This window comes from Arsenicibacter rosenii, assembly GCF_001870735.1.
Classification (GTDB): Bacteria; Bacteroidota; Bacteroidia; order Cytophagales; family Spirosomataceae; genus Arsenicibacter; species Arsenicibacter rosenii.
Genome location: NZ_MORL01000019.1, coordinates 88,391 through 113,343, shown reverse-complemented (window position 1 = coordinate 113,343; position 24,953 = coordinate 88,391). Strand labels below are relative to the sequence as shown.

Sequence of the window (24,953 nt, the reverse complement as noted above, 5' to 3'; positions counted from 1 at the left end):
TCTGGTTAAAAAATCCGTTGCCGGCATTGCGCTGTCCCGCATCGGTCACTCCGCTGAGGCGGTTGGTGTTGGTCACATAGCCGTAGCTCAGGTTATCGACCAGGGTGCCGCTGAATGTCCGGCTCAGGTTCAGGATATTGCCATTGTCGTCGTAACTGATTTTGCCACCGTCGTTGCCACCCATCGTAAACACCGTTGTGGCAGTATGCTGCGTCAGGGTAGCGCTTTTGAGCCGGTTCTGACTATCGTAGCCAAAGCTGTAGCCCATCAGCGGGTTCTGTGTCAGGGTATTACTGCCCGCATAGAGGCCCTGTTTCTGCCCCGAGCGATACGTCCAGGTCGTAATGTTTCCGATCCCGTCATAGCTCAGGCTCATCCCGAACAGGTCTTTGTCGGCATTTTGCGTAAGATCGGCGGGCTGATTCAATCCGGTCAGCCACCCGCGCATCTGATAGGTATAGTCCAGGTGCTGCAGGCTGCATCCCAGCGTTTTGCGGGTCAGCTCGCCAAGGCCATTGTAGGTATACCGCGCCACCGGCTCCCAATATTGGCCGGCTGTATTGGCGGCGGCAGACGCCGCATCGGTCACCCGCTGACAAACGGCTTTGGGCCGACCGGCACGGTCGTAGCTCTGCCGGGTTTCAACCGTTACATTGTTGATAGTAGTCAGCTTTGACTCCAGCACACGGCCAATAAAATCGAGTCGGGATGACGACTTATCCACGCCCCCCAGGTGATTGTCGGCCTGTGTCTGGATAACGCGCCCCAGGACATCATAATACATAACCGTTGTCAGCGTCAGGGTATTGGCGTTGCCCAGCCCCCACACCTTAGAGCCGGTCATCATTCCCTGCGTGGTTGTCAGTTGAGGCTGTGCATAGGCGTGTGCCTGATCGAACGTGCGGCTACCGGCAAAGGTGTAGCTATCGTAATAGGTTTCGGTCAGTGGCTGCCCACCCGCAATGCTCGTGCTGATAACCCGGTCGAGGGCATCATAGGTGGTTACAACGGTAGTGGCGTTGGCGTCGCGCATACGGATCAGCCGGTCGCGCAGGTCATAGCCCATCACCGATACGCCCGCCCCCGGCACCCGCTTGCGGATTTGCCGCCCCCGATGATCATAGTCGTAGCCAAACAGCAGGTCGTGGGCAGTATCGAACGGATTAAATCCGGTGCCGGTCAGCAATGCAGCCGCTTTGGGCGGTACCACACACCGCAACCGGCCAAAATCGTCGTAGGCATAAACAGTTCGCAGACCGGCTATATCCCGGCATACCACGCGCCCCTCAATATCCTTGAATTCTGTTGTTTTCTGGCCGTTTTCGTTTGTGGTTTCGGTTACGAACAAGACCCCGGCCGCATAGGCAGACACGGTAACGGCCGAAGTCGAAAACACATAGCTCAACGATTTGACGGCATCGGCCACGGTATTTGTCCGGTAACTGATCGTTACGGCCGTGCTGCTGCCGGGCGCGGTCTGACTGATGAGCCGGTTCAGCGGCGACGCTTCGTAACCGATAGCCGTAAAGGCATTGCCGGTTCGTTGCAGTGTATTGGCGTAGTACTCGCCGATTACTGCGGTTAAGGCGACAGGCCGGTAGCTGCCGCCGGTAGAAGCAGCGCTGTAGGGCAGGTAGTTCCGGACTTCGCGCCCGAAAGCATCGTATTCGTGGATCGACACAATATCCTGGCCGGGGTTATAAGCACCACCACCGGCCCCAACCTGTACCTGCTCAAGCGGCCGGCCGAGGCCATCAAAATACGAAACAGCCTGGTTAAACTCTGTGGCGGCGGCATTGAGGTAGACAGTTTCGGCCACGTAGTTCTGGGCATTGGAGGCCGAATGAACCACCGATAGATTGTCGGATACGGCGAGGGCCGGTAAATCACAGTCGGTACAGCCACAGGCAAACGGCTTAACCGTGAGCGACACCTCTTTAAAACAGCTGGTCCCCTGCGGCTGAATACGCAGCGGAAACGTACCGATAGCGTCAGGTGCGGTGTAAACTACATCGCCCGTTACAGAATAGCTCGTTGTGGTTGTATTGGTGGGGCTTTGTACAAAGAACTTACTGCCTGCCGGACCGGTCCAGATCAGTGGCGCAGTCTGACTCATCCCGGCCGACCGAACGGCCGTTACACTGAGTAGCGAACCGATCAGGATTGTATTGGACGCCGGCAACCCGTTAACGGTAATGTCACAGGCGGGGCTTTCGGTTACGGTAATGGCAAGGCTGTTCGAATTCGGGCTTGAACAGCCGTTTTGTTCACACCGGGCAACATAAATCTGCGACTGTATGGCTGTTATACTTACCGGATTCCCCTGCGCAACGTAACCGGCAGCACTATACCACCTGATCAGGCCGGCACAGCTCGTTGCGGTCGAAAGCGAAAAGAGGCTGTTTTTGGTAACGGTTGTGTTGGCAGGCCCGGCAATAACGGGCGTGTTCAGTTTCTGCATGGCGAAGCTTTTCGGGCCGCCAATCAGGCTTTGTCCGGTAGCTACTACTTTTATATCGACCTGCCGGGCCACCCCATCCAGAAACTGATCCGGCATTTTCCACCGGATGCCAAGCGGTGTCGTACAGCTTGGGCAACCTGCTGCGTCGGCGGCATCCTGCCGGAACCAGTTAGGCACCATCCGGACCTGTTCGGCATTATTGACCAGAATCCGGATTTCAACCGGCGTATTCAGGTTGTCGCGGTCGGCGATCCAGCCTACAATTGTCTCACAATCGGGGGCATCTACATAGCCGATCAGCCGGCCACCAACCGTCAGGGTATTACTTTTCGTAATGGTGATGGTATTAGAAAAAGGGCTGTCACAGGGCTGTTGTACGCATTTTACGTAGTAGCCTTTTGTGTCAGAAACCGTTACCGGCAGAATTGCCCCGGTTCCAGCCAGTGTATTTGTGCCTGAATACCAATAGATGGTATTAGCGGGGCAGCTTCCGGTTGCTGTCAGCGATACGACCATGCCCTCCGCTAACGTACGGTTGGCCGGACCGGCAATTGATGGTGCATCCGGTGCGGGTTGCGGAGCAAGGGTAATATTCCGCGAACAGGTGCCGAACCCATTGATCGTACAGTTCAGCACAAACGTTTTCGGAGGGCCATACGGTAATGTGGCGACGGCCGTTGCGTAGTTATTCTGTATCGGGAACGTTAAGCCCTCGTATTGATAAAAGTACAATGATCCGGCCGGACAAAAATCGCCTTGTAGTGTCCGCGCAGCACCGGCACAAATGGTAAATGATTCGGCCTCATTAACCCCGGTAACAGTTGTCAGGACATCGGTACCGGCAATCACTGAAATCTGAGGATTGATAATTGTTGTTGATCCGGATACCTGATTTGCTGACGAAAGCCCCGGATTTATGCCACACTCATTGCTGCAACTGACATAGAACGGTCTTATACCCTGTGCATCTTTCGGTGCCCACAGGGTTCCGTCTGTATTCAGGTCAAAAATGACCCCATTTGTTGTACTGAAGGCAAATTTTTCTTTATTATTGAGATTACACCCAAACGCGGCCAACGCCCGCGTGCCGGCACACTGATAAGCCGGTAACCCACTCAGAAACGGAACCGTTACCGGCGGCTGAATAACGGGGCTATTGGCGATAACAATTGAATTACTAACCTGCCAATTACTGCTCTGACATAAGCATTTGGCCTGAATTTCATAGATAGTCGGCGTTGTGCCATAGTCGCTCAGCGTTATACCTTCATTACCAGTTGCAACAGCGCTGTTTGTCCACGGAGCACTCGCATTGGCCCTCCACCATACCTCAATGGTGCTACAGTTCTGACTATTCAGAAAATCTACAGAAATAGCCGTAAAGCCGGAAGGGACGCTACAAACACGGTTTAGACTGATGGAGAAGCCGCTTATATTACAGGCACCGGCTGCCGTTTTATCGGCTAGCCGGTTCGACGACAGATTATAGGGAATAGCCTCTTTACAGGCCGGATTATCGGTATACCGGACAAATACATAGCCCTGGGTGATGGTAGTAGTCAGTAGCCCGGTAGTTTTGAAGTTTACGTTGTCGAGGCTATACGCCACATTGGTCACCCCCGGCCGGATAATGACCTGTAACGTATACCCGTTTGCAGCCTTTGCGTAGGATATGCCTTTAATCTGACTGCCAACATCACACGAAACCGCCGCACGGGCTGCGGCCAACGCCGGTCTGTTTTTCGGATGAATCGTCAGGTCGCCTTTTCGCATAAAAAGGCCGTTGACCACTGGATCTTTCGGACCCCGTAAAAGGGTAAAACGCCCCTCTGTATCAAGTTCGGTAAAGTACCCCTTGATTGTATATTCGTGGTGGGTATTACCTCCCGCACTAAACAAGTCGCCAATACCGTCCTGAAAATCCCCGCCTGTCTGCACAAATCCTTTCGGGAACAATACCTTCAGGCTAAAACCCCGCTGATCCTCGAAAAAGAAAAGCATTGCTGAGGTAACAGGCAACAAATCAGCCGTAATGGTTAACGTTACTTCTTCCCCTGCAACGATGCTGTCTTTATCCGCTTTTAGCCGGAAACGAATGGGATCATAATCTAAAGCAGAGACAGGCAATGTTTTCAGACCATGAGCAGTAAGGGGCCTTATGTCCGGCAAGTGCCGTGTTGCGTATCCGGCAGGAGTTGTGTTGTCTTCTCCGTTCTTTACCCCGCCAAAAGCATGGGCAAACAGCGCGACAAACCAGCAAAGTGTGGTTAACAACAAGCGACCGGCAACCCGGTCTATGGTGTAATGTGTTTTCATAGGCAGTAATGGTGTATACAGTATCCATGCAGGACGCTATACAGTCGACATTATGTATTGGATTTATGGACGACTCATAATCAGCCGTATATGTGGTTTTCCAGGCTTATTTATTTGCTCGCTCTACCCAAAAACCGACCGGTTAGCGCTTTCTTTCAGATTCTGCACCAAAGGAAAAAAATACACAATACATTAACATATTTACATTTAAGTATTTTATCTAACGGCAATCTTTATTGCATCCTGGCAACCGAATAAAAAAATAATTTATATGATCCTATATTTGCAGAAATGACCCTCGTATACTTATCTGTTTCTTGAATCCTATGTCGGCAAAAACACCAGACAATTCAAATCGCAAAAAATCACATCAACCTGATAGTCAGTTAGTTTCAAACAGAGTATTCCTTAACCGCACAACAGACGCGCCTGCCTCAAGCCCACTTTTTCATAATGCGGTCCTGCTTCTCATATGCCTGCTGATTGGCGGGGTGGTGTGGTGGATTATGAAACCCGCTATGCTGATGCCGCCTCAACGGGATTCCGGGGTCTTTGCCTACATCGGCCAACGGATCTTACGCGGCGAACTGCCTTATCGGGATATCTGGGACCACAAACCCCCGCTCGTGTATTACATCAATGCGCTGGGCCTGTGGCTTAAACCAACGATTGCGGGCGTGATCTACCTACAGGTGCTTTTTACGACGGCGGCAGCTTTCTTCATCTTTCTGACGCTGAAAAAGTTGGGTAGCCCGTCGGCCGGGCTGCTGGCAGCTGGCTTTTTCCTCATTAACATTCTTTATCTGAACGACTACGGCAACGAGACCGAACAGTGGGCGCTCCCGTTTCAGACACTGGCCCTATACCTCAGTATACGTCAGCCACGACGGCAACTGCTTACGCATGTAGCCATCGGCATTTGCGCCGGCATCGCTTTTTTTCTGCGGCAGAATCTGATAGGCTACTGGATTACCTATGCTCTTGTTCCGGGTATTCTATGGCTCAGAGGAGACCGTACGTCGTCGGTAATTATGCAATCGTTCGGGGGGCTTATGGCGGGGTTTGGTGCCGTAACAGCCATTGTGACGGCGTATATAGGCAGCAAAGGTATCTGGAGTGAATTTTATGACGCCGTCTTTACCTACAACTTCGCCTATATTTCTGTTTCGTTCTCCGACAAAGTAAAAACAGCCTTAAACGGCTGGGCTTCCGTTCAGCTAAGCACGGTGCCGGGGTTTGCCTACCTTCTAATCTTGTGGAGCGTTTTCACGAAAAAGTACGGCAGCTTGCCGCTCACGGGCTTGTTGATTGTCCTGATCGGATTACCGGTAGAAATCGGATTATCGGCCTTATCGGGCCGGATCGCCGGCCATTATTATCTTCCCTGGCTTCCGGTTAGTGCTTTGGCCATCGGCCTGGCCTGGATGTGGATGGAAACCCGTTGGCAGGATAAACTGACCGCGCGTCTGCGATGGGGAATTGTGGGCGTACTGACTATGGCCGCAACCATAAAACCATACCTCTATCTTCGGGAGGCGTTACACAATGTAGATGAATATCATGAGCGTTTCCGCCACCGCGAACAAATGGCCGAAGCCATTCTGCAATATACGGCACCGGAAGAGTATTTTCTGGAATGGGGAATTCCGGATGGTATGAATTTTCTGACAGACCGGAAAGCGCCCACCCGCTTCATCTATCAGTGGGCGCTGGATACACCGGGGTATACGTCTCCGGCCCTGGTCGATTTGTTTGTCGATGAAGTCATGCGCAACCCGCCGGTGATCATTATGGATTCGTCGCTCAGCGAGCACCTCCCTCCGCTTGACCCCGGAAAACGGTATGCGTTTTATCAGAATCATCCGGAGCGGATTCCGATGCTACCGCAGAATATCGTACGGTTTTATCAGTTTCTGGGCGACAACTATCAGCAGGTGGGCGGTAACCGGATTGGCTTTTATATGCGGAAGGACAGGGCCGCAACCCTGCCCCGCCAATAGTCATCACCTAACTCATTACTTTATCGGCCTTGCGGAAGATGCTGTCCGACTGCATCGGCATCGTGACCTCCGCACATACGACATCATCAGCTTCCTGATAAATGTCAAACTTAGCCGGACTACCATAGAGCAGCTCCAGCCGCTGGGCCGTATTTTTCAGCCCGAAGCCACCCGATTCTTCCTTGTCGCCCAGCTTACCGGTGTTCCGGATGCGGATGTGCAGCATCGAATCGCCTTTATCGGGTTCGTCCAGCCGTGAGGTCAGCTCCACAAAGCCACCGCCCATCACCTTCGAGACTCCGTGCTTGATCGCGTTTTCGACCAGTGTCTGGAGCATCATCGGCGGCACCTGCCAGTAGAGGGTACGCGGATCAAGGTCAATGTGGGCTTTCAGCCGGTCTTCGTAGCGTACTTTTTCAAGGGCCAGATAATCCTCAACGGTTTTGATCTCCTCCCGCAGTTCGACGGTTTTGCGGCGATCGGCCAGGAGCGAATTGCGGAGAATGTTGGATAGCTGCGTAATGCCCTGCTGGGCCTTCGACGGATCTTCGTAAACCAGTGCCCGGATACTGTTCAGGGCATTGAACACAAAATGCGGGTTCAGCTGCGACCGGAGCACCTTGGCCTCCGTCTCCCGGATCGACGATTTCAACAGAATCTTCTCAATCTCCGCATCACGGCTTTGCTCCACATAATGATAGGCCGTGTAGGTCAGCACCCACGTCAGCATGACCTTACCCCAGCTCAGCATATAGGCCAGAAAGGCCGACGTATTGTTCAGAATCATGTCTGGCAGCAGTTGCTTATCGACCGGAAAGTTGACCACCGTCATCACCAGGGCCAGTACCAGTACCGAAGCCAGCACCCGTGGGGCCAGCCGAAAGAAAGGCAGTTGCACCCAGTTCCAGCGCCGGATCGTCAGGCGGTAGAGGTGCGTCAGCGTTATACCCAGCACAATGTTTGCAATGGCCAGATAGAACATGTCAGGGTCGAAGCCTTCTTCAAGCCAATAGACGAAATACTCCACAGCGATGAGGAGCGTCCAGCCGAAGATTTGGCAAAACCAATATAGTTGATGTTTTGAGTATCCCATTAGTCACTTTTACCCATAATTGAGTAGTTAGCGAATATACGGGATTTTGCGAAAGATTGCTGTTTGTTATACACCAGCGGGAAAATACGGTGAACAAAACGGGCATGGCGGGGAGCAGTGGTTACCGCTCCCGACGCCTAGGCTATAGCTAATGTCAGCAGGTGGGTGCTGTCGTTGTTGAGGTCAATCGAGAACTGCTGCGTTTCGTAGTCGTACCGCAGTTTGTAGAGGCAAAGGTTACTGTGCTCGAACTGATCCATATTGGCAAGTGGCAGATTCATCAGCCACGACAGCAGAATCCGCATCGCGCGGCCGTGCATGGCTACCAGGATCGTTTCTTCGTCGGGACGTGACAGAATCAGGTCGATGACCACTTTCTGGCGGTCGCGGACCTGCTCGGGGCTTTCGCCACCATCGGTAGTCAGCGACGTTTCACCGGCATTCCATCGTTCAATCAGGTCGCGGTAGTACTCGTTATCGAAGTTATTCGGCACTTTGCCTTCCATAACGCCCCAGCTAATCTCATTCAGTCCTTCGTACTTCTCATACGGCAAGCCCAGGCCGATAAACGACTCAACGGTCTGGAATGTCCGTTTCAGGGCCGAAATGTAAATCTTGTCAAAAGCAACGTGCTGATAGGCCTGAAAAAAAGCGGCAGCCTGTGCGCGGCCCATATCATTCAGGTCGGCGTCCACGCCGCTTCCCTGCACAACTCCCCGACGGTTGTAGTCGGTTTCTCCGTGTCGGATTAAAAATATGGTTTTTGATTTCAAGCGCTTAGCTTTGCTTTTAAGATTTGTTGGATGATCTTGCCTTACCGTAAGCAGGCTTTGGGTTACCAAAGCAGCCGCAAAAATACACAAAAAAGGCATAAACGAGAAGTTAAGCCTGAATACAGGCTTGAAAACCATATATTTCAGATGAAAGCAACGGCTACACTTGAGCAATTAAATGCCATCAATGCGAATACGATCGGGGATCATCTGGGCATTGAATTTACGGAGATCGGCGAGGGGTACATTGTGGCCCGTATGCCGGTCGATCGCCGCACCCATCAGCCAATGGGTCTGTTACACGGCGGGGCCTCGGTGGTCCTGGCCGAAACCCTGGGGAGCGTAGCGTCATTTGTGATGATTGATGACCATACAACACACCATGCGGTTGGGCTGGAGATCAATGCCAACCACCTCCGGGGCGTGCGCAGCGGCTGGGTATACGGCCGCGTAACCCCCATTCACGTTGGCAAAAGCACCCACGTCTGGGACATCCGGATTACCGACGAACAAGGTAAGCCGGTTTGTGTCAGCCGCCTGACCTGTGCTGTCATTGCCGTACGTACTTAGCTTTTTTCACAAGTTCAGTGACTTTTTTGTTTTACAAACTGTTATTTGATTAACCGTAACAGTATAGGCGGTTCATGGTTCATGCACGTCACAACAACAGATATTTTTACGCGTACCCAGTGGCCGACACCCGACCAATTGTGGCAGACAGCCCGGTTGTCCGGCTTTCCGGCGGCTATCTGGCGCTTACCGAACGCAGATGAAAAGCACCTGATTCTCCAGACAGAATCAGCGCTGGCCGAAGCCCCCGTCGATTTCGACGAACTGTCTTCCGGGTTTGTTCTGAGCCGGTTCGACAATTTTGACCACGGGAATAGTGCGCCGTTTAAGGCCTTGTTTTTACGGGCCGATTTACACTTCTCCGCCACGGCCGGCGGCACTGACTGGCAACCGGCCAATGAGGCGAGTGCATCGTGGTGGTCGGCAACCGGCAGTCTTTTGTCTGTGGACAAGGCACCGGCCAGCGACCTGAGCGCGTTCACCACCAACGATAACCCTGCCGAAAAAGCACGCTTTGAGGAGATTGTGGCGGAGGCCGTCAGCCACATGAAAAAAGGCGGATTCCGGAAAGTGGTAGCCTCGCGAACAAAGACCATCACGTTCGGCCAGAAGCCCGATGTCCTGCGTCTGTTCGACCGCTTATGTCAGGCCTATCCGACAGCGTTTATTTCGGCGGTCTGGCTGCCTGAATACCAGCAAATCTGGATCAGCGCTACCCCCGAACGGCTCGTGAGCGTTGACCGGGACGGTTTTTTCCGGACCCTTTCGCTGGCAGGCACCCAATCCGCGTTTCATCCCGACGGAACGGAAAAACTACCTGCCGAAGCCCTCTGGTCACAGAAAGAAATAGAAGAACAGGCGCTGGTCAGCCGCTATATTATTGAGTGCTTTAAGAAAATCCGGTTGAGAGAATACCTCGAAGAAGGGCCCCGGACCATTCAGGCCGGTAACCTGATGCACCTGGGCAGCCACTTCACGGTGAATACCCGGGCCGTTCATTACCCGCAGCTGGGCACGGTTATGCTGCGGCTTCTGCACCCGACCTCAGCCGTATGCGGTATGCCACGCGCGGCGGCCTTTCAGTTTATTCAGCAACACGAAGGCTACGACCGCGAGTTTTACAGCGGCTTTTTAGGTCCGGTCAATATTCAGGAAGAAAGTCATTTGTTTGTTCACATCCGCTGCCTGAAGCTGGAAAACCGGCAGGCAACATTATACGCCGGAGCGGGCCTCACAGAAGATTCTGTGCCCGAGCGTGAGTGGCAGGAAACAGAAATGAAGTGCCAGACACTGCTGCGGTGCCTGACAGTTTCGTAATCATTGCCCTTCCGGGAAGTCTATAACTTCCCGGAAGGGCAAAATCCATATCAATTTCCTTCGGCTTTATCTTCAGAAGCATCGCCGCCCGTGTTTTCCTTACTCAGTTCAGCGTTGTTACGGTTTCCCTGAGCACTGGCTGCCGACGACTGTGTATCACTGTCAGGAGCTACCTCATCGATCTCAGGTGTTTCTGCCTGCTTATTCTGATTTTCCATAACGTTGTGTATTTATTTACGTTTACTTAATATAGACTGCTGTCATCATCGACATCATCTTTAAAATCATCATCTTCCTCCTCGAAATCCAGCACAGCGTCGTCGAAGTCGGTTTCTTCAAGAAATTCGTCGTTATCCGGATCACCGAAGCCACGACCGAAACGCGAGTCTTCGTCATGAAGTTCGTCATCAATGTCTTCTTCATCGAGAAAGTCATCATCTGCATCATCATCCAGATCATCGTCGTCATCATCCAGATCGTCGTCACTACGTCCGGCTGCGGTTATTCCATCATTCCAATACGCACCGCTCCGGCGAGGGCTCATCAATGCAGCATTATCGCGCTCGAAAAGGTGTTTAATCGCCATTTTTCTGTTTGGTTTTAAAGTAAAAAATCTGCTTTGTAACTATCCGGTTCAATGCCCTCAACACGTTATTAAGGCGGGTGGCAAAAGAACTGAGTGAATGGTCCTGAGAAGCTAAGTTACTATTTTTTTGGCACTCGTGCCTGCTCTCGTATCTTTACTCCTGATAACCCAGACTTAAACTAATTATTTCTCAGCTTAGTCCTTTTTTAACCGGATGATGAATCGTTACTGGCTATTGATATTGCTGTGTGTCTGTTTTGGAAGAGGGTATGCTCAGACGATTTATGGAGGAACAATGTTCAGGACGGTTTACTTTACCGATCCAAACCCGGACATGTTTACGTTACTGGCTCATTTTTACGTTACTGCCGGCGATGTCGCCAAAATGCCCGCCGAACTTCAGGTCAGTTTATATCGAAGTACTGATAAATCGCTACAGCTAACCTATAAATTAACAAAAACACCTTCTGACCCAGCGGTTTTCGGTAATCCCTGTAACCCGGACACAATCGCTAACCTGTATAATTTCCAATACCTTGGCGATATAAAATTACCACGAGCGACCTATAATGACCCGGGCGGATACTTCTTCGTGACAGAACCAATCGGAACACGTCCGCAAACGGCAAATATCCAGTCTGCTCCTGTCAGCTTATACTTGTGGTTTTCCCCTGACTTCCTGTCCGGTCAGCCAGATGGTTCCGGTCCGGGTAAAACGTCTACGTTTATGCTCGGCAATCCGATCCTCCGTTGCCAGAAGTCAAATCAAAGTTCACAATTCAATGCGTATGCCTATGATCAGCTCGTTATCAATGTACTTGGCCTGGCATCCCCTCCTCCTGTTCTGACAGTAAACATACGCCTTAGCTCTCCGCTAAAAAATGCTGCGGGCGGCACCTTAGACAACGTGAGCTGGAAAAACGGGTATAGTGCTGCCAACCCGCTTCCTGTTCCCTCCTCTACCTCACTGACAGCAGGCCCCAGCAACGGTCAGGCTACACTGACCATTACGCCCTCTCAGACTATTACCGGTGGTCAGTTTACGATTGCCGCTATCGCCGAACAATATAATGACGGGAAAAAAGTTTCGGAAAGCCTGACCGAATACACCCTCATCTACACCACCTGCCCCAAAATCGACCCGCCGGCCATTACCTATACCAAACAGGGCAGTACTCCCTCGCCAACACCGCCACCCATCTGCCCGGGACAGTCCCTGACGATCAGTGCACCAAACGGCAAAGCCAATCAGGATTACCGGTGGTTTAAAGACACCCAGCCCATCACTGGCCAAAGCAGTTCGACACTAACGGTAAATACCCCCGGCAATTACCGCGTCCGGATTACACAGGCCGGTGTCTGCGACTCGGCAAGCGTACAGTTTACGATTCCGGCCGCCGTCGCCCCGACCGTAACCATTAGTAATGTATCGGCAACCACTGGCTGCACCGCCTCCGGACCGGCCACGCTGAGCATCATCTCCCCACTGACCGGCAGCGCCCTCACCTGGTACCTGGGCAATAATCAATTTATCAGCAACCCTAACAGTCCATTTATACAAACCAACGTCAACGGCGTATACAGTGTTGTCATTACCAGTCCGGACGGCTGTACGGCACGCTCGAATGAAATCATCCTGAACGTTAGCGGCCCGCCATCGGTCAGCATTGCCCAACCCGCCAGCACCACCTTCTGCCCCGGCGCGACGGCCAACTTACAAACCAATCTGTTAAATGGCTACCAATATGAATGGTTCCGCGACGGGGTCACTACCGGTGTAACGACAAACACGATCAAAAGCATTGATTCGGGGGCTTACACGGTAAAAGTCACCGTGCCCGGCGGCTGCACGGCTCTCTCGGCACCGGTTACCATGAGCAGTCCCGTGCTGGCGAAACCGACCATAACCGGCGACCCTACGGTTTGCCTGGGGGCGAGCCTGATTTTATCAGCAAGCCCGACCGGTTTACCGGCTTACCAGTGGTTCAGAGACGGGACCATTGAACCCGGTGGCACGTCGCCGATACTCAGCACATCCTTTGCGGGCCAATACACCGTCAGGGTTACCTACCCCAATGGCTGTACCATCCTCTCCGACAGGCATCAGGTGCTGCAAAATTCAACAATACCGGTTTCGATTGTCCCGATCGGGCCGATCTGCGGGCCATCGTCTATACCGGTTCCGCTGTCGGCCACACCGGCAGGCGGCACTTTCAGCGGGCAGGGTGTTATCGGCAATTTATTTATTCCGCAGGCAGCCGGCGTCGGCAGTATTACGGTTACTTATGCCCCGCCAGCCAATCTCTCGGGCTGTGCGGCCGGTAATGCTACGATGGTGGTAGTCGTCAGACCGATGGCCTATCTCAACCTGCCACCGGTCCTGGAAACGGGTCCGGGTGTTCCTACGCTCCTGCCCGGCGACATTGGTACGGGGTATCAATACCGATGGACCCCTCCGCTTTATCTCGACAATCCGGCCATCGGGAATGCAACCAGTACACCCGCCGCCCCGATTACCTACACCCTGACGGTAACCGACAGTTTTGGCTGTTCGGTCAGCGACAGCGTACGGATCGAACTAGCTCTCGGCTTTTATGTGCCAACCGCATTTTCCCCTAACCGCGACGGCCTGAACGATACCTGGGTCTTAACCGGGATTAACGATTATCCGGATATTGAAGTTATTGTCTATAGCCGGTGGGGCGAAGTGGTCTTCTATTCAAAAGGCTATGCACAGCCCTTCGACGGCAACTATGCCGGAGAACCCTTATTGACAGGCACTTATACATACTTAATCCGTTTAAAACCAACAGAACCGCCCAAACGGGGAACCATAACCATTCTCCGTTAAGATCTCGATTACCAGCTCAACCATGAAAAATTATTCGCTGAAACGCCTTTTTGACCAACCCATTATCCAAACCCGCGACGTGAAACCGTCAGTAGACGGGTTCGATGTTTTAGGCGCGTTTAACCCGGCAGCCTGTCGCGTCGGTGATGAGTTTATCCTGCTGCTGCGCGTAGCCGAAGCGCCCCGCCCCGAAGCAGGCTGGCTTCATATTCCGGTGGTCGAAACCGTCGACGGCCTGCCAACCTTAACGGTCAAAACATTCCGTGAACCAGACGGGCCCTATGACCCGAGAGTGGTTACACTCAACGGTAAAACCTACCTGACATCGCTTAGTCACCTGCGGCTGGCCCGCAGTAAAGACGGTGTTCATTTTACCATCGACGAAAAACCCTTCCTGTTTCCGGCCCGCCCCGACGAAGCGTTTGGCATCGAAGATGCCCGGATTACCTTTCTGGACGGCAAATACTGGATTACCTATACGGCCGTATCGGAGCATGGTCCGGCAGTCGGGCTGGCCACAACAACCGATTTTAAGGACGTCACCCGTTTGGGCGTGATCCTGCCGCCACCCAACAAAGACGTCTGCCTGTTTCCGGAACGCATCAATGGTAAATACGTGCTGATGCACCGCCCGATGGTGCATGAAATCGGCAAACCGTCAGTCTGGCTGGCCGAATCCGTCGATGGAATTCACTGGGGGAATAACCGGTTTCTGTTTGGCCCGACGGCCGCCGAATGGGAAATTCAGAAGCTTGGCGCCGGACCGGAACCCATCCTGACCGACGAAGGATGGCTGGTGCTTTACCACGGTGCCAGCAGCACATCAGCCTACTCACTGGCCCTTGTGCTGCTCAACCGGAACAATCCCGACCATATTCTTGACCGGTCGGCCAACCCGCTCTTAACGCCTGAACTTACCTGGGAGCGCGAAGGCTTTTTCCCGAACGTAGTCTTCTCCAACGGCTGGGTCAGGTGGTTTGATCAGGATCAGAACCGCGAACGGATATGGGTTTATTACGGTGCGGCCGACGATGGGGTCGGGCTGGCCGAACTGACCCGGAACGATTAGCTTTTTAAGGCACGGATCAGGCTGTAGTCCATTTGGGTCGGAATGGTTTCGTCAGGTGTGGTTAAGTCCGCCTGACGAAACCATTTTCTGTATTCGGCGCGGCTGTAGCAACGGCCTTTGGTCACCCAAAACAGCTGCGCCGAATAATCGGTAACCGGCAGCGGCCCGTCCAGCGTATCGTTCAGGAAGGCGTCGTGCACCCACAACTCCCCGCCGGAGCGCAGCGCACCGGCAAAGCGGTCGGCCAGCAATTGGCAGGTATCGTCCGGCCAGTCGTGAAAGAGGCTGGCGGCCAGCAGCAGATCGGTTTCCGGCAACGGATCGGTCAGCATATCGCCGGGCAAAAACGTTACCCGTTCCCGCACCGTCTCCGCCCCCGGACGGCCGCTCTGACTGAACGCCGTCAGTAACTCATCGGCCACCGTCAAGACCGCCTCCCGGTCAAACAACGTGGCCGTCGCCTCCGGATTGACCAGCAGCCACTCGTAGGTAAAATAACCGCTCCCGCCCGCCACATCGAGCAAATGGCCGCTGTGGCGCGGCAGGTTAGCTGCCACAATCGGCGACAGCGCTTTGGCCCGACCGGCAAGGGCCAGCGTCAGTGTCCGGGCCAAAGTCGGATCATCCATCGGCGACGGACCTTCGCCCTCTTTCACGTAAGCAATGCCATCCGTACTATGTAGCGGGCCGTCGTTCCGCAACCGGTCCGTCATGTCGAGTACGCCGGGATCACCGGCCTCCAGACCGGTATAGCCGGTTATCGTCGGCGACGCCGACCGGGTCAGGTGTTGCCCGACAGCGGTCAGTGCCAGTTTATCGTCGGCTGTGCGGGTCAGCAGTTCCATGGCGCACAGAGCCGGAAACAGAACGGACGCAGGGCGGTCGGCAAGGCCGGTTTGCCGTTGCAACTCAGCTACCGGCAGCGGGCCGTACTGTAAGTACTCAAACACATGCAGGTGGTGAACAGCAGCCAGCAGCAGCCGCGAACTATACATGGCCCGCAGATGGCGCGTAATCGGGGCGAAATCAGGGTATTGCGTAAGGATCATCAGGACGTTTTTCGTTCGGCGGTCGTTTAGTATCGTATTGATTATGGTTTACCAGGCTCCGTTCATCCGGTTGAAGTATTCCAGTATGACGGCGTTGTTGGCCTCGGCACGGGCCGCGCTCGTTCCGAAGGTCAGTTCATTTTTTCCTTCCTTAAGCTGTGCAAAGATTGATTCAATAAAATCACTGACCGGCGGATATTCCGAATGCAGCCCTGGCTGCCCCAGATTGGTATTCAGCGCCGGTGGAATGATCTCGATTACTTCCTTACTGCCTTTCAGCAGGTGCCGCAGCGAGAGTGTGAATGAGCGCATAAAGGCTTTGGTAGCCGAATAGACCGCCACCTTCGCCAGCGGAATAAACGCTAGCCCCGAACTCACATTCATAATGGTCGTCAAGTGCGGTAACTGCAGAAAAAGCTGCGTCAGGTGCAGCGGCGCCGCGATGTTTATGCTGATTTCCTTTGCCGCTTTTTCGTAGAATGCCTCGTCGTTCAGGCCCATCCAGTTCTGGATACCGGCATTATTGACCAGCACGGTCAGATCGCTGTGGGCTTCGGCAACCCAGTCATACAAACGGGTACGTTCTGCCTCCTGTTCCAGATCACACTGAAACGTAATCAGCGCCGGAAAGGTCGCTTTTGCCTCGTCCAGTGCCTCCTGCCGGCGACCGCAGATCAGTACCGTATTGCCTTCCTGAATAAACCGGCCGGCCAGTCCCAGACCGATCCCCGTGGCACCTCCCGTAATGAGAATTTTGTTGTTTGCTAAGTGCATTGCTGTCAGATTTTGTCGGCGCAAAGATCGAAAGTTGACGCCAGAACCCCATTCCCGGATTGAGGTTTATCAAAGTAAATCAGAGGCAATGGCAATCTGGCGGAACCCAATACCCTGTTTCGGTTAAGGGCCGGTAAAAACCGGCTTCTGAGCTTCTCAGGACAACACATTTGGGCTTTACAGAACAATATTCAGCCAAAAATCCGCTGACCTTTGTCGGGTAAAAACAGCTCAGACAATGAACCAGACAACAACTGTATTAGTGACCGGCGGTACCGGATTTGTCGGCATGCAGATTATCCTGCAACTGCTGCAACGAGGCTACACTGTACGGACAACCGTGCGTAACCTCAACAACAAGGATAAACTGATCAACACCCTGAAAGACCACGGCATTACCTTCTTCGACAGGCTCTCGTTTGCAGAGGCTGAACTTACCCGGGATGATAACTGGGCTGAGGCCATGCGGGGCTGCACCTACGTCCTAAGCGTGGCTTCGCCGGTGTTTCTGGAATCCCCCGAAAACGAACAGGAGGCCATCCGGCCGGCGGTTGAAGGCATTCTGCGCGTACTCAGATTTGCCCGGAAAGAAGGTGTAAAACGGGTGGTAATGACCTCTAACTTCGGAGCCGTCGGGTTTAGCCATACGGATAAAACAACCGAAACCACTGAAGCCGACTGGACCGATATTACCCTGAAAGGGCTATCGATATATGAAAAATCGAAAACACTGGCGGAACAGGCCGCGCGGGAGTTTATCAAAAACGAAGGCGGTCCCCTGGAGTTTGCCACCATCAATCCGGTGGCTATTTTGGGACCCTCGCTGGATGCGCACATTTCCGGCAGTTTCCACCTGCTCGAAGCATTGCTGCACGGCACAATGAAAGCCGTTCCGCATATTCCGCTTAATGTAGTAGATGTACGCGATGTGGCCGATCTGCATATCCGAGCCATGCTCCACCCCGACGCAAACGGCGGGCGGTTTATTGCCACCACCGACGGCCAGATTTCGTTTCCGGAAATTGCGGCCCTGTTACGCAGCAAACGGCCTCAGGTAGCGGGTAAGGTTTCAGCCAGAACCATTCCCAACTGGATGCTCCGGCTGGCGGCACTGGTTAATCCGAAAGCACGGGAAGCGGTCATGCTGCTGAATGTGAACCGGCGGGTGAGCAATGCCAACGCAAAAAAAATACTGGGCTGGACACCCGTTGCTACGCAGGAACAGGCTATCCTTGCAGCTGTAGACAGTATGATCCGATACGGCCATATCCAATGAGAGCAATCACCACCGATACACGGTCGGGGCTGCTGAATGAGCAGTTTATTCCCGACCATGTGTTTATGTACATCGTCAAGGGAAGCGTTTGCTTTTTCGACGGCAACCAGACGCATACTTTTACCGAAGGCGAATGCGGCATTGCCCGGAAAAACCGGCTGATAAAATTCGTATTGCCGGATAGGGACGCCCCGTTTGAACCGGTTATTTTCTGCTTTGATACCCCCTTTCTTCAACAGTTTCAGGAAAAGCACAAGCTCCCCCGGCCAGCGGCTCCGAAAACAGATGAAGCACTGATCCGGCTTCCTGAAACTAGCCTGGCCGACGATTTTATCCGTTCACTGAAACCGTATCAACGAGGCGTAATGGAACTGGACGAAGCCTTTGAAAACCTGAAATATGAGGAACTGCTGGTGATTTTATTGAAAACTGCTCCTGATCTGGCCAGTATCCTGTTCGATTACGACATGCCCGAAAAGGTCAACCTGGAAGCGTTTATGCACCGTAACTTCCGGTTTAATGTGCCTATTGATCGCTTTGCCTACCTGACCGGCCGCAGTTTATCGGCTTTCAAGCGGGATTTTAAGGCTATCTTCCATGAAGCGCCCAACCGCTGGCTGATCCGGAAGCGGTTGCAGGAAGCCTATGTGCTCATCGGTCAGCACAAGCGCAAGCCCTCCGACCTGTACCTGGAACTGGGCTTTGAAACGCACTCCCACTTTTCGTTTTCGTTCCGGAAACAGTTTGGCATCACGCCCACTGAACTGGCTGAAAGAGAGCGGCAAACGTAACTGTCAGCGAATATTCCGTCGGATCCGGCTCAGCGAGGATTGGGTAATGCCTAAATACGACGCCATATACGCCAGCGGAATGCGGTTGGCAAGGGACGGGAAGTTGGTCAGAAAGTTCAGGTACCGCTCCGTAGCATCTTCCGTCATCATCGGACTGATCCGGTTTACTTTGTCGGCCAGCCCTTTGGCGGTTATTTTGGCAATGATCGCATCCCATCCGATTATGGTCATTGACAATTCGTCCAGGGCTTTTTTCGATAACGCGATATACTGGCAATCCGTAACGGCCTGCACGTATTCGGTCGACGGAATACCCTGATTATAGCTGTTGATGTCGGCCAGAAAATTGTTTTCATCAATGAAATACTTCGTGATTTCATCGCCTTTATTGTTGTAAAAACAAATCCGCATAATGCCTTCGTTAATAAAAATCACTTCGCGTGGTATTTTACCGGCCTCGTGGTAATAAGCATCTTTAGGCGTTTTTTTATTGATAGCCTTCGATTTTATCAGATCAATCTGCTGCTGATTCAGCTGGCCAAACTGCAGGATGTAATTGATAAGCTGCTCCATAGTTTCTTATTTCATCTGACTTATTATCAGTCGGTCAAAAAGTTTATCAGACAAAATTTTCCGAAAAAACAGCATCACGCCAGCCATGCCTCCACCTACGTATCGTGCACGGGGACGGCGGGCTTCGATACCTTTTTTGATCAACTTAGCAATCTCAACCGGCTCCACCGCATTTTTTTCGATGTCGTCATACATCTTCACGAGTCTGTCGGCCTGTGGTTTATAAACCGTCTTACCGGAAACCCGCTGTAAATCATTGCCCCCGATGCTTATCATTTCCGATTTTGTACCACCCGGCTCAATCACAATTACGTCGATACCGAACGGCCGCACTTCATTCCGGAGCGAATCGCTGAGCCCTTCGACCGCAAATTTACTGGCATGATACCAGCTTCCCATCGGCAGCCCTACTTTTCCGCCTACCGACGAAATATTGACAATCTTCCCCCACTTGTTTTTGCGCATTGCCGGCAATACCAGCTGAATGAGCCGGGCAGTGCCAAACAGATTAATGTCAATCTGATTTTTCGCTTCGGCCATCGGCACATCTTCCAGCGCACCGTATGAGCCTAAGCCTGCGTTGTTTACCAGCACATCAACCGCTCCGGCCTCGCGGGCTATCGTGGCGATGCAACCGGTCATACTGGCATCATCGGTCACATCAAGTGTTACCGGCCGGATACCGTAGACCGCTAACGCCTGCAATTTGTCGGTACGACGGGCTGCGCCATAAACCGTATACCCCGCCTGCGCCAGATAAATTGCCGTTGCTTCGCCAATGCCGGACGACGCGCCGGTTACTAAAACTGTCTTTGCCATGTTTACCCTTCGTTTTGTTAATGAACAGGGCAAAATTGCGACCGGGAACAGCAAACTATTTTGCCATTTGGCAAAAAGAGATGCAGGCATTATGCCTTCCTACACAATTACTGATCGCCGCTTTTCATCATCAACTGCCGGAACGAAAAGTCCGGCTCGCGCATGGCCTGTTCGTTCTGCGCAGACTCCTGCTGAGCCTCCGACGCATACACCCGCATGTGCGCCTCGTAATCGCGGATGGCGTCTGCGATGCTCCCAAAACGGCCGGTTGTCAGGTTCTCCGACAAAATCAGCGCATCCATCAAGCCCGTATTAACGCCCTGCCCGGCAAACGGCGGCATCAGGTGGGCGGCATCGCCGATGAGCGTAAGCGGTAAAGGCCGGTCCGGGCGCCACGGCTGGTCCAGGGGCAGCCTCCGCGCCGGCAGGCACCGGAACGCGGCCGTATGCCGGAACAATTCCTGAAAGCACGCATCCCACCCGCTGAAACGCCCTGCCAGATAGCTACGGATACCACTGTCTTCCCGGCATTCAACGTCTTGCTGCTGCAACCACGTTTCCGGGGCAGCAAACATGACGGCATACGTCAGCGCACCATCGTTGTCTGGGCTGGCTACCAGCAGATTACCGTTGGCGGCGGCCATCAGGATATGGCGATTGCAAAGCCGGTAAAAAGCCGGGCAACCGGTCTCCGGCTGCGGCACATCGCCCTGCATAATGACCGTACCGGTATAGCGGGGCACCGAATCTGTCAGATACTGCCGCACAGCCGATAGCCCGCCATTGGCTCCGATAACGACATCGGCCATAACCGGTTGCTGACCCGCGAAGTGCAGCTGCCATTTTCCGGCCCGGGCGGCGAGTCCGGTCAGCCTGTAGTTCCATACTACCGTCTTATCAGCCAGACTATCCAGCAGCATCGTTCTCAGTACATTACGGTTTATTTCAGGATTATCGGCTTGTGGTTCCCGTGTAAAGAAAGCAGCCCCCTGATCGTCGGTCAGGATTCGGCCCATTGGCCTGGCCAGGGCGAAATAACGTTCCAGCAGCCCTGCCTGTGCCATTACCTGCTGACCTGTGGCCGGATGCAGGTCAAGGGTGCCGCCCCATATCCGTGCCTGTGGGTCCTTATCCCGTTCATAGACGGTCACCATAACGCCTTTCTGCTGTAGTAACCGGGCCATCGTCAACCCAACGGGTCCCGCTCCGATAATGGCAACCTGTTTATTCTTAAGTAGCATCGTTTTGCTGTGTTTGATTATGTGGCAAAACTAGCTGGCATAGTATGGCTAAAATAGCTACTTTAGACCTAAAAATAGTCGTATATGACCAATGTACAGGCAGACATTACCCCCGCTGTGCTGCACCGGTTTGCGCAGATGACAGGGACGACCATAACCAACGGACGGCTGGACATTCCCGAACGGTATGGTAAAGGCTACTGTGCCGGATTTGTTTTCAGCGAGCACATCCGCCTGATGATTTTTAATTACGAACTGTATGAGGACATGGTTATTGACCACCACGGCCTGCACACGGCGGATAAAACAGTCCTCTTCAAGTTTCAGAACTGTTTTCTGCCGGTTGATGCAATCGGGTCAGAGCAGGCGATACCATCTGTTCTGATTGCCACCAGTACCCTGACTACGGATACCGCCATCCCCGTTCACAGCCATACCGCAACCATCAACATCGACGTAAGTGCCGACTACCTGAGCCGTCTGCCCGACACGGAAACGCCCTCGCCGGTATTGCAAAGCCTGCGCCAAAACACCCGTCCGCTGCTTTTCGAGCAAATGGTGTCGCCCGCGCTACAGGCCATTGTTACCGAACTACTAAACGGTGCCAACACCGCGCTGGGTTTATTCCTGCTGCGCATTAAGGCCGAAGAACTGGTTTGCCGGTTGCTGATGGAACTGGAAAAACGCGGCGAGACGCAATTCCATGCGTTGAATGGCCACGATATCCGGGCACTTTATGCCATAAAAGAACTTATTCTGAGCCGGTTAGACACGCCGCCGGTCATGCAGGAGCTGGCCGATACCGCCAACATGAGTCAGACCAAACTAAAACGTTTGTTTAAACAGATCTTCGGCCAAAGTATTTTCAGCTATTATCAGGCGTTCCGGATGCAGGAAGCCGCCCGCCTGCTGACCACCGGAACGCTGACGGTATCGGAGGTCGGCTACCAGCTGGGGTTCACCAACCTCAGCCACTTCACCCGCGTGTTTGAAGCCCACATCGGCCTGAAGCCAAAGAAATATGCCATGAATACCTTTTTCTGACCAGGTGTGTTTTTTATCAGGTTATGTCCGTAAAATGCACCCGTTATGCATGTACCGGCTGGTAACGGATTGGAGCCGGCCGGTGAACCCAATGCCCCGGAATACGTTATATAAACGGAGGGCTAACCACCGATTCCGTGCGCAGGTAGCGTGCAGGCAGCCCGACAACACATTACCACCATGAAAAAACAAGTCCGGGAGGTACGGTATTTTTTATTCGGCCAGCATTTTTCGGATGGACTACGGATTACCCTCGCCATTCTGATTCCGTCTGTCGTGCTGGCACAGTTCGGTCATTTTCAGCTAGGCATGATGGTGTCGATGGGCGCCTTGTGCGTCAGCATTGCAGATTCGCCGGGGCCGGTTATCCATAAGCGGAACGGGATGCTCGTCTGCTGGGGGTTGATTGTACTGGTGGCCCTGCTGACCGGTTTCCTGCGGGCCAGCAACTGGACGTTGGGTCCGGAAATTCTGGTGTTCAGTTTTCTTTTTTCCATGTTCGGCGTCTACGGCAACCGCGCCACGGCCATCGGCACCGCCGGGCTGCTGATCATGATCCTGATGATGGACCGGCCGCTGACCTACACCGAAGTCTGGCAGTATGCCGGCCTGATTGCCCTCGGCGGTTTCTGGTATCTGGCCATCAGCCTGTCGTCGGTGCAGCTGCTGCCCTACCGCGCAGCCCAGCAGGCACTGGGTGAGTGTGTGCACGCAATTTCTAAATTTCTGCTCATTAAAGCCGAGTTCTATAATACCAGTACGGACCTTGAAGAAGACTACCGGAAATTACTGGCGCAGCAGGTAACGGTTTCCGAAAAACAGGATGCTGTCCGTGAACTGCTGTTTAAGAGCCGCCAGATTGTGAAGGAATCGACCTCGACCGGCCGAGTACTGGTACTCACGTTCGTAGACGTGATCGATCTTTACGAACAGATCGTGGCGATGTATTACGACTACGCCTCGATCCGGGAGCGGTTCGGCCATACCGGCGTACTGCGCGACATCAGCCGCCTGATCCGGCGCATGGCCATTGAGCTGGATTACATTGGGCTGTCCATCCAGTCGAACCGGCCCCACAAAGGCCACACGGACCTGACCAACCACCTTGAAGCGCTGCGGCTCCGGATTGAGGACATCGGCAAAAAAGACCCCGAAACCAGTAATCTGGTGCTCCGGAAACTGCTCGTGAGCCTGCGGAATCTGCACCAGCGGCTCTATACGATCCAGCAGTATGCAGACCCGAACGCGAAAGTTGCCAAAGAAGCCCGTTATCCTGACGACTTTAACCGGTTTATTTCCCATCAGGAGGTTGACCCGAAGATGTTTGTGAACAACCTGACGCTGAATTCGTCGATTTTCCGGCATTCACTGCGGATGGCACTGGCCTGTATGGTCGGGTTCATTGTGGCCAAATCCTTTCCGCTGGGTCACCATAGTTACTGGATTCTGCTGACGATCACGGTGCTGATTAAACCCGGCTACAGCCTGACCAAGCAGCGTAATTACGAACGGCTGACCGGGACACTGGTCGGGGGCGGAATCGGTACGCTGATTTTACTGGCGACGGGCAACACCACCGTACTGTTTCTGGCCATGCTGATGTTCATGATCGGGGCGTTCAGTTTTCAGCGGACCAACTATGTCGTGATGGTTACGCTGATGACGCCCTACCTGCTGATCTTGTTTCACTTTCTGGGCATGGGCGGTTTCGGCATTCTGGAAGAGCGGGTGCTCGATACGGTAGTCGGGTCGGTGATTGCTTTTGCGGCCAGTTTTCTGTTGTTTCCGCGCTGGGAATCGGATCAGCTCAAGCCGCTGCTGGTCGATGTCGTCAAGGCCAACATTGCCTTTCTGAAAATCATGTCGGACGGGCTGTCGGGCAAATCCATTTCCATCACAGAGTATAAACTGGCCCGCAAAGACGTGTACGTAAGTTCGGCCAACCTTGCAGCGGCTTTTCAACGGATGACCTCCGAACCGTCGTGGAAGCAATGGCACCGCAGCGAAGTCCATCAGTTTGTGGTGCTGAACCACATTCTGTCGTCAAACGTCGCCACCATTACCTCAACCCTGGCCACCGGCTCACTGCCGAAACCGGCCACTGCCGATGGCATCCGGCTGGTAAAACGGTCGCTGGCCAGCCTCACCGAAAGCCTGCGCAAACTGAACGCTCCGGTAGCATCGACACCGGCCACAGCCGAACCGCAACCCGAGACTGTCACAGTGGCAAAAGTAGCCCCTACCGCCGACGACCGGCTTCTGCGCGGCCAGCTCGAATTTATCCAGAAAGTCAGCTTCGATGTCGGCAAGGTAACGGATACGTTGCTGGTATAAGCAAAAAGGGGGCAGT

The 24,953-nt window shown here is 53.4% G+C and carries 19 protein-coding genes; 9 read left to right on the top strand and 10 right to left on the bottom strand.

The window, feature by feature from the left end; all coding sequences use genetic code 11:
* On the bottom strand, window positions 1-4,777 hold a 4,777-nt coding region (locus BLX24_RS23600), incomplete at its 3' end, for a DUF6443 domain-containing protein (protein ID WP_143092776.1).
* A gap of 524 nt (window positions 4,778-5,301) precedes the next feature.
* Here BLX24_RS23600 and BLX24_RS23595 point away from each other — a divergent pair.
* Window positions 5,302-6,777, top strand: coding sequence for an ArnT family glycosyltransferase (locus BLX24_RS23595; protein WP_177225906.1), 1,476 nt, complete (start codon window positions 5,302-5,304; stop codon window positions 6,775-6,777).
* A gap of 7 nt (window positions 6,778-6,784) precedes the next feature.
* Here the strand turns inward: BLX24_RS23595 and BLX24_RS23590 are convergent, their stop codons facing one another.
* Entirely contained in the window at window positions 6,785-7,870 is a 1,086-nt protein-coding gene (locus BLX24_RS23590; protein WP_071505676.1) for a sensor histidine kinase, read from the bottom strand.
* Window positions 7,871-8,007: 137 nt separating this feature from the next.
* Window positions 8,008-8,643, bottom strand: a complete 636-nt coding sequence (locus BLX24_RS23585; protein ID WP_071505686.1) for a histidine phosphatase family protein — start codon at window positions 8,641-8,643, stop codon at window positions 8,008-8,010.
* 147 nt (window positions 8,644-8,790) lie between these two features.
* On the opposite strand from BLX24_RS23585, the gene BLX24_RS23580 reads away from it, so the two are divergent.
* Window positions 8,791-9,213, top strand: coding sequence for a hotdog fold thioesterase (locus BLX24_RS23580; RefSeq protein WP_071505675.1), 423 nt, complete (start codon window positions 8,791-8,793; stop codon window positions 9,211-9,213).
* A gap of 81 nt (window positions 9,214-9,294) precedes the next feature.
* Entirely contained in the window at window positions 9,295-10,530 is a 1,236-nt protein-coding gene (locus tag BLX24_RS23575; protein ID WP_071505674.1) for a chorismate-binding protein, read from the top strand.
* A gap of 50 nt (window positions 10,531-10,580) precedes the next feature.
* Here the strand turns inward: BLX24_RS23575 and BLX24_RS32815 are convergent, their stop codons facing one another.
* Together BLX24_RS32815 and BLX24_RS32810 are read right to left on the bottom strand one after the other, a co-directional pair.
* Window positions 10,581-10,748, bottom strand: a complete 168-nt coding sequence (locus tag BLX24_RS32815; RefSeq protein WP_177225905.1) for a hypothetical protein — start codon at window positions 10,746-10,748, stop codon at window positions 10,581-10,583.
* 26 nt (window positions 10,749-10,774) lie between these two features.
* Window positions 10,775-11,116, bottom strand: a complete 342-nt coding sequence (locus tag BLX24_RS32810; protein WP_071505673.1) for a hypothetical protein — start codon at window positions 11,114-11,116, stop codon at window positions 10,775-10,777.
* Window positions 11,117-11,450: 334 nt separating this feature from the next.
* Here BLX24_RS32810 and BLX24_RS23565 point away from each other — a divergent pair, with 334 nt between their 5' ends.
* Together BLX24_RS23565 and BLX24_RS23560 are read left to right on the top strand one after the other, a co-directional pair.
* On the top strand, window positions 11,451-13,967 hold the full coding sequence (locus BLX24_RS23565; RefSeq protein WP_177225904.1) for a T9SS type B sorting domain-containing protein: 2,517 nt from the start codon (window positions 11,451-11,453) through the stop codon (window positions 13,965-13,967).
* A 22-nt stretch (window positions 13,968-13,989) separates the two neighbouring features.
* Entirely contained in the window at window positions 13,990-15,036 is a 1,047-nt protein-coding gene (locus BLX24_RS23560; protein WP_071505671.1) for a glycoside hydrolase family 130 protein, read from the top strand.
* On the opposite strand, the gene BLX24_RS23555 is transcribed toward BLX24_RS23560, so the two are convergent.
* Both BLX24_RS23555 and BLX24_RS23550 read right to left on the bottom strand, forming a co-directional pair.
* Window positions 15,033-16,085, bottom strand: a complete 1,053-nt coding sequence (locus BLX24_RS23555) for a methyltransferase (RefSeq protein WP_071505670.1) — start codon at window positions 16,083-16,085, stop codon at window positions 15,033-15,035. The two genes, BLX24_RS23560 and BLX24_RS23555, sit on opposite strands and share 4 nt — an antisense overlap.
* Window positions 16,086-16,133: 48 nt before the next feature.
* Window positions 16,134-16,859, bottom strand: coding sequence for an SDR family oxidoreductase (locus tag BLX24_RS23550; RefSeq protein ID WP_071505669.1), 726 nt, complete (start codon window positions 16,857-16,859; stop codon window positions 16,134-16,136).
* Between the two features lie 238 nt (window positions 16,860-17,097).
* On the opposite strand from BLX24_RS23550, the gene BLX24_RS23545 reads away from it, so the two are divergent.
* Window positions 17,098-18,135, top strand: coding sequence for an SDR family oxidoreductase (locus BLX24_RS23545; protein WP_071505668.1), 1,038 nt, complete (start codon window positions 17,098-17,100; stop codon window positions 18,133-18,135).
* Entirely contained in the window at window positions 18,132-18,926 is a 795-nt protein-coding gene (locus BLX24_RS23540) for a helix-turn-helix domain-containing protein (protein ID WP_071505667.1), read from the top strand. The genes BLX24_RS23545 and BLX24_RS23540 overlap by 4 nt, the downstream gene beginning before the upstream one ends.
* 3 nt (window positions 18,927-18,929) lie before the next feature.
* Here BLX24_RS23540 and BLX24_RS23535 read toward each other — a convergent pair whose 3' ends face one another.
* The 3 genes from BLX24_RS23535 to BLX24_RS23525 form a co-directional block, all read right to left on the bottom strand.
* Window positions 18,930-19,499, bottom strand: coding sequence for a Crp/Fnr family transcriptional regulator (locus tag BLX24_RS23535; RefSeq protein ID WP_071505666.1), 570 nt, complete (start codon window positions 19,497-19,499; stop codon window positions 18,930-18,932).
* Window positions 19,500-19,505: 6 nt separating this feature from the next.
* Window positions 19,506-20,318: an oxidoreductase gene (locus tag BLX24_RS23530; RefSeq protein ID WP_071505665.1), complete on the bottom strand. Its 813-nt coding sequence runs from the start codon at window positions 20,316-20,318 to the stop codon at window positions 19,506-19,508.
* Between the two features lie 107 nt (window positions 20,319-20,425).
* Complete coding sequence (locus BLX24_RS23525) at window positions 20,426-21,559, bottom strand: FAD-dependent oxidoreductase (protein ID WP_071505664.1); 1,134 nt, start codon at window positions 21,557-21,559, stop codon at window positions 20,426-20,428.
* Window positions 21,560-21,643: 84 nt separating this feature from the next.
* On the opposite strand from BLX24_RS23525, the gene BLX24_RS23520 reads away from it, so the two are divergent.
* The gene (locus BLX24_RS23520) at window positions 21,644-22,603 is read left to right on the top strand and encodes a helix-turn-helix transcriptional regulator (protein WP_071505663.1); all 960 of its coding nucleotides are present in this window, start codon (window positions 21,644-21,646) and stop codon (window positions 22,601-22,603) included.
* 180 nt (window positions 22,604-22,783) lie between these two features.
* On the top strand, window positions 22,784-24,937 hold the full coding sequence (locus BLX24_RS23515) for an FUSC family protein (protein ID WP_071505662.1): 2,154 nt from the start codon (window positions 22,784-22,786) through the stop codon (window positions 24,935-24,937).
* Window positions 24,938-24,953: the final 16 nt, after the last annotated feature.

Coding starts and splice junctions, on each gene's coding strand:
- BLX24_RS23595 (WP_177225906.1), top strand. CDS start 5,302: ATGCCGCCTCAACGGGATTCCGGGGTCTTTGCCTACATCGGCCAACGG.
- BLX24_RS23590 (WP_071505676.1), bottom strand. CDS start 7,870: ATGGGATACTCAAAACATCAACTATATTGGTTTTGCCAAATCTTCGGC.
- BLX24_RS23580 (WP_071505675.1), top strand. CDS start 8,791: ATGAAAGCAACGGCTACACTTGAGCAATTAAATGCCATCAATGCGAAT.
- BLX24_RS23575 (WP_071505674.1), top strand. CDS start 9,295: ATGCACGTCACAACAACAGATATTTTTACGCGTACCCAGTGGCCGACA.
- BLX24_RS32815 (WP_177225905.1), bottom strand. CDS start 10,748: ATGGAAAATCAGAATAAGCAGGCAGAAACACCTGAGATCGATGAGGTA.
- BLX24_RS32810 (WP_071505673.1), bottom strand. CDS start 11,116: ATGGCGATTAAACACCTTTTCGAGCGCGATAATGCTGCATTGATGAGC.
- BLX24_RS23565 (WP_177225904.1), top strand. CDS start 11,451: ATGTTTACGTTACTGGCTCATTTTTACGTTACTGCCGGCGATGTCGCC.
- BLX24_RS23560 (WP_071505671.1), top strand. CDS start 13,990: ATGAAAAATTATTCGCTGAAACGCCTTTTTGACCAACCCATTATCCAA.
- BLX24_RS23555 (WP_071505670.1), bottom strand. CDS start 16,085: ATGATCCTTACGCAATACCCTGATTTCGCCCCGATTACGCGCCATCTG.
- BLX24_RS23550 (WP_071505669.1), bottom strand. CDS start 16,859: ATGCACTTAGCAAACAACAAAATTCTCATTACGGGAGGTGCCACGGGG.
- BLX24_RS23545 (WP_071505668.1), top strand. CDS start 17,098: ATGAACCAGACAACAACTGTATTAGTGACCGGCGGTACCGGATTTGTC.
- BLX24_RS23540 (WP_071505667.1), top strand. CDS start 18,132: ATGAGAGCAATCACCACCGATACACGGTCGGGGCTGCTGAATGAGCAG.
- BLX24_RS23535 (WP_071505666.1), bottom strand. CDS start 19,499: ATGGAGCAGCTTATCAATTACATCCTGCAGTTTGGCCAGCTGAATCAG.
- BLX24_RS23530 (WP_071505665.1), bottom strand. CDS start 20,318: ATGGCAAAGACAGTTTTAGTAACCGGCGCGTCGTCCGGCATTGGCGAA.
- BLX24_RS23525 (WP_071505664.1), bottom strand. CDS start 21,559: ATGCTACTTAAGAATAAACAGGTTGCCATTATCGGAGCGGGACCCGTT.
- BLX24_RS23520 (WP_071505663.1), top strand. CDS start 21,644: ATGACCAATGTACAGGCAGACATTACCCCCGCTGTGCTGCACCGGTTT.
- BLX24_RS23515 (WP_071505662.1), top strand. CDS start 22,784: ATGAAAAAACAAGTCCGGGAGGTACGGTATTTTTTATTCGGCCAGCAT.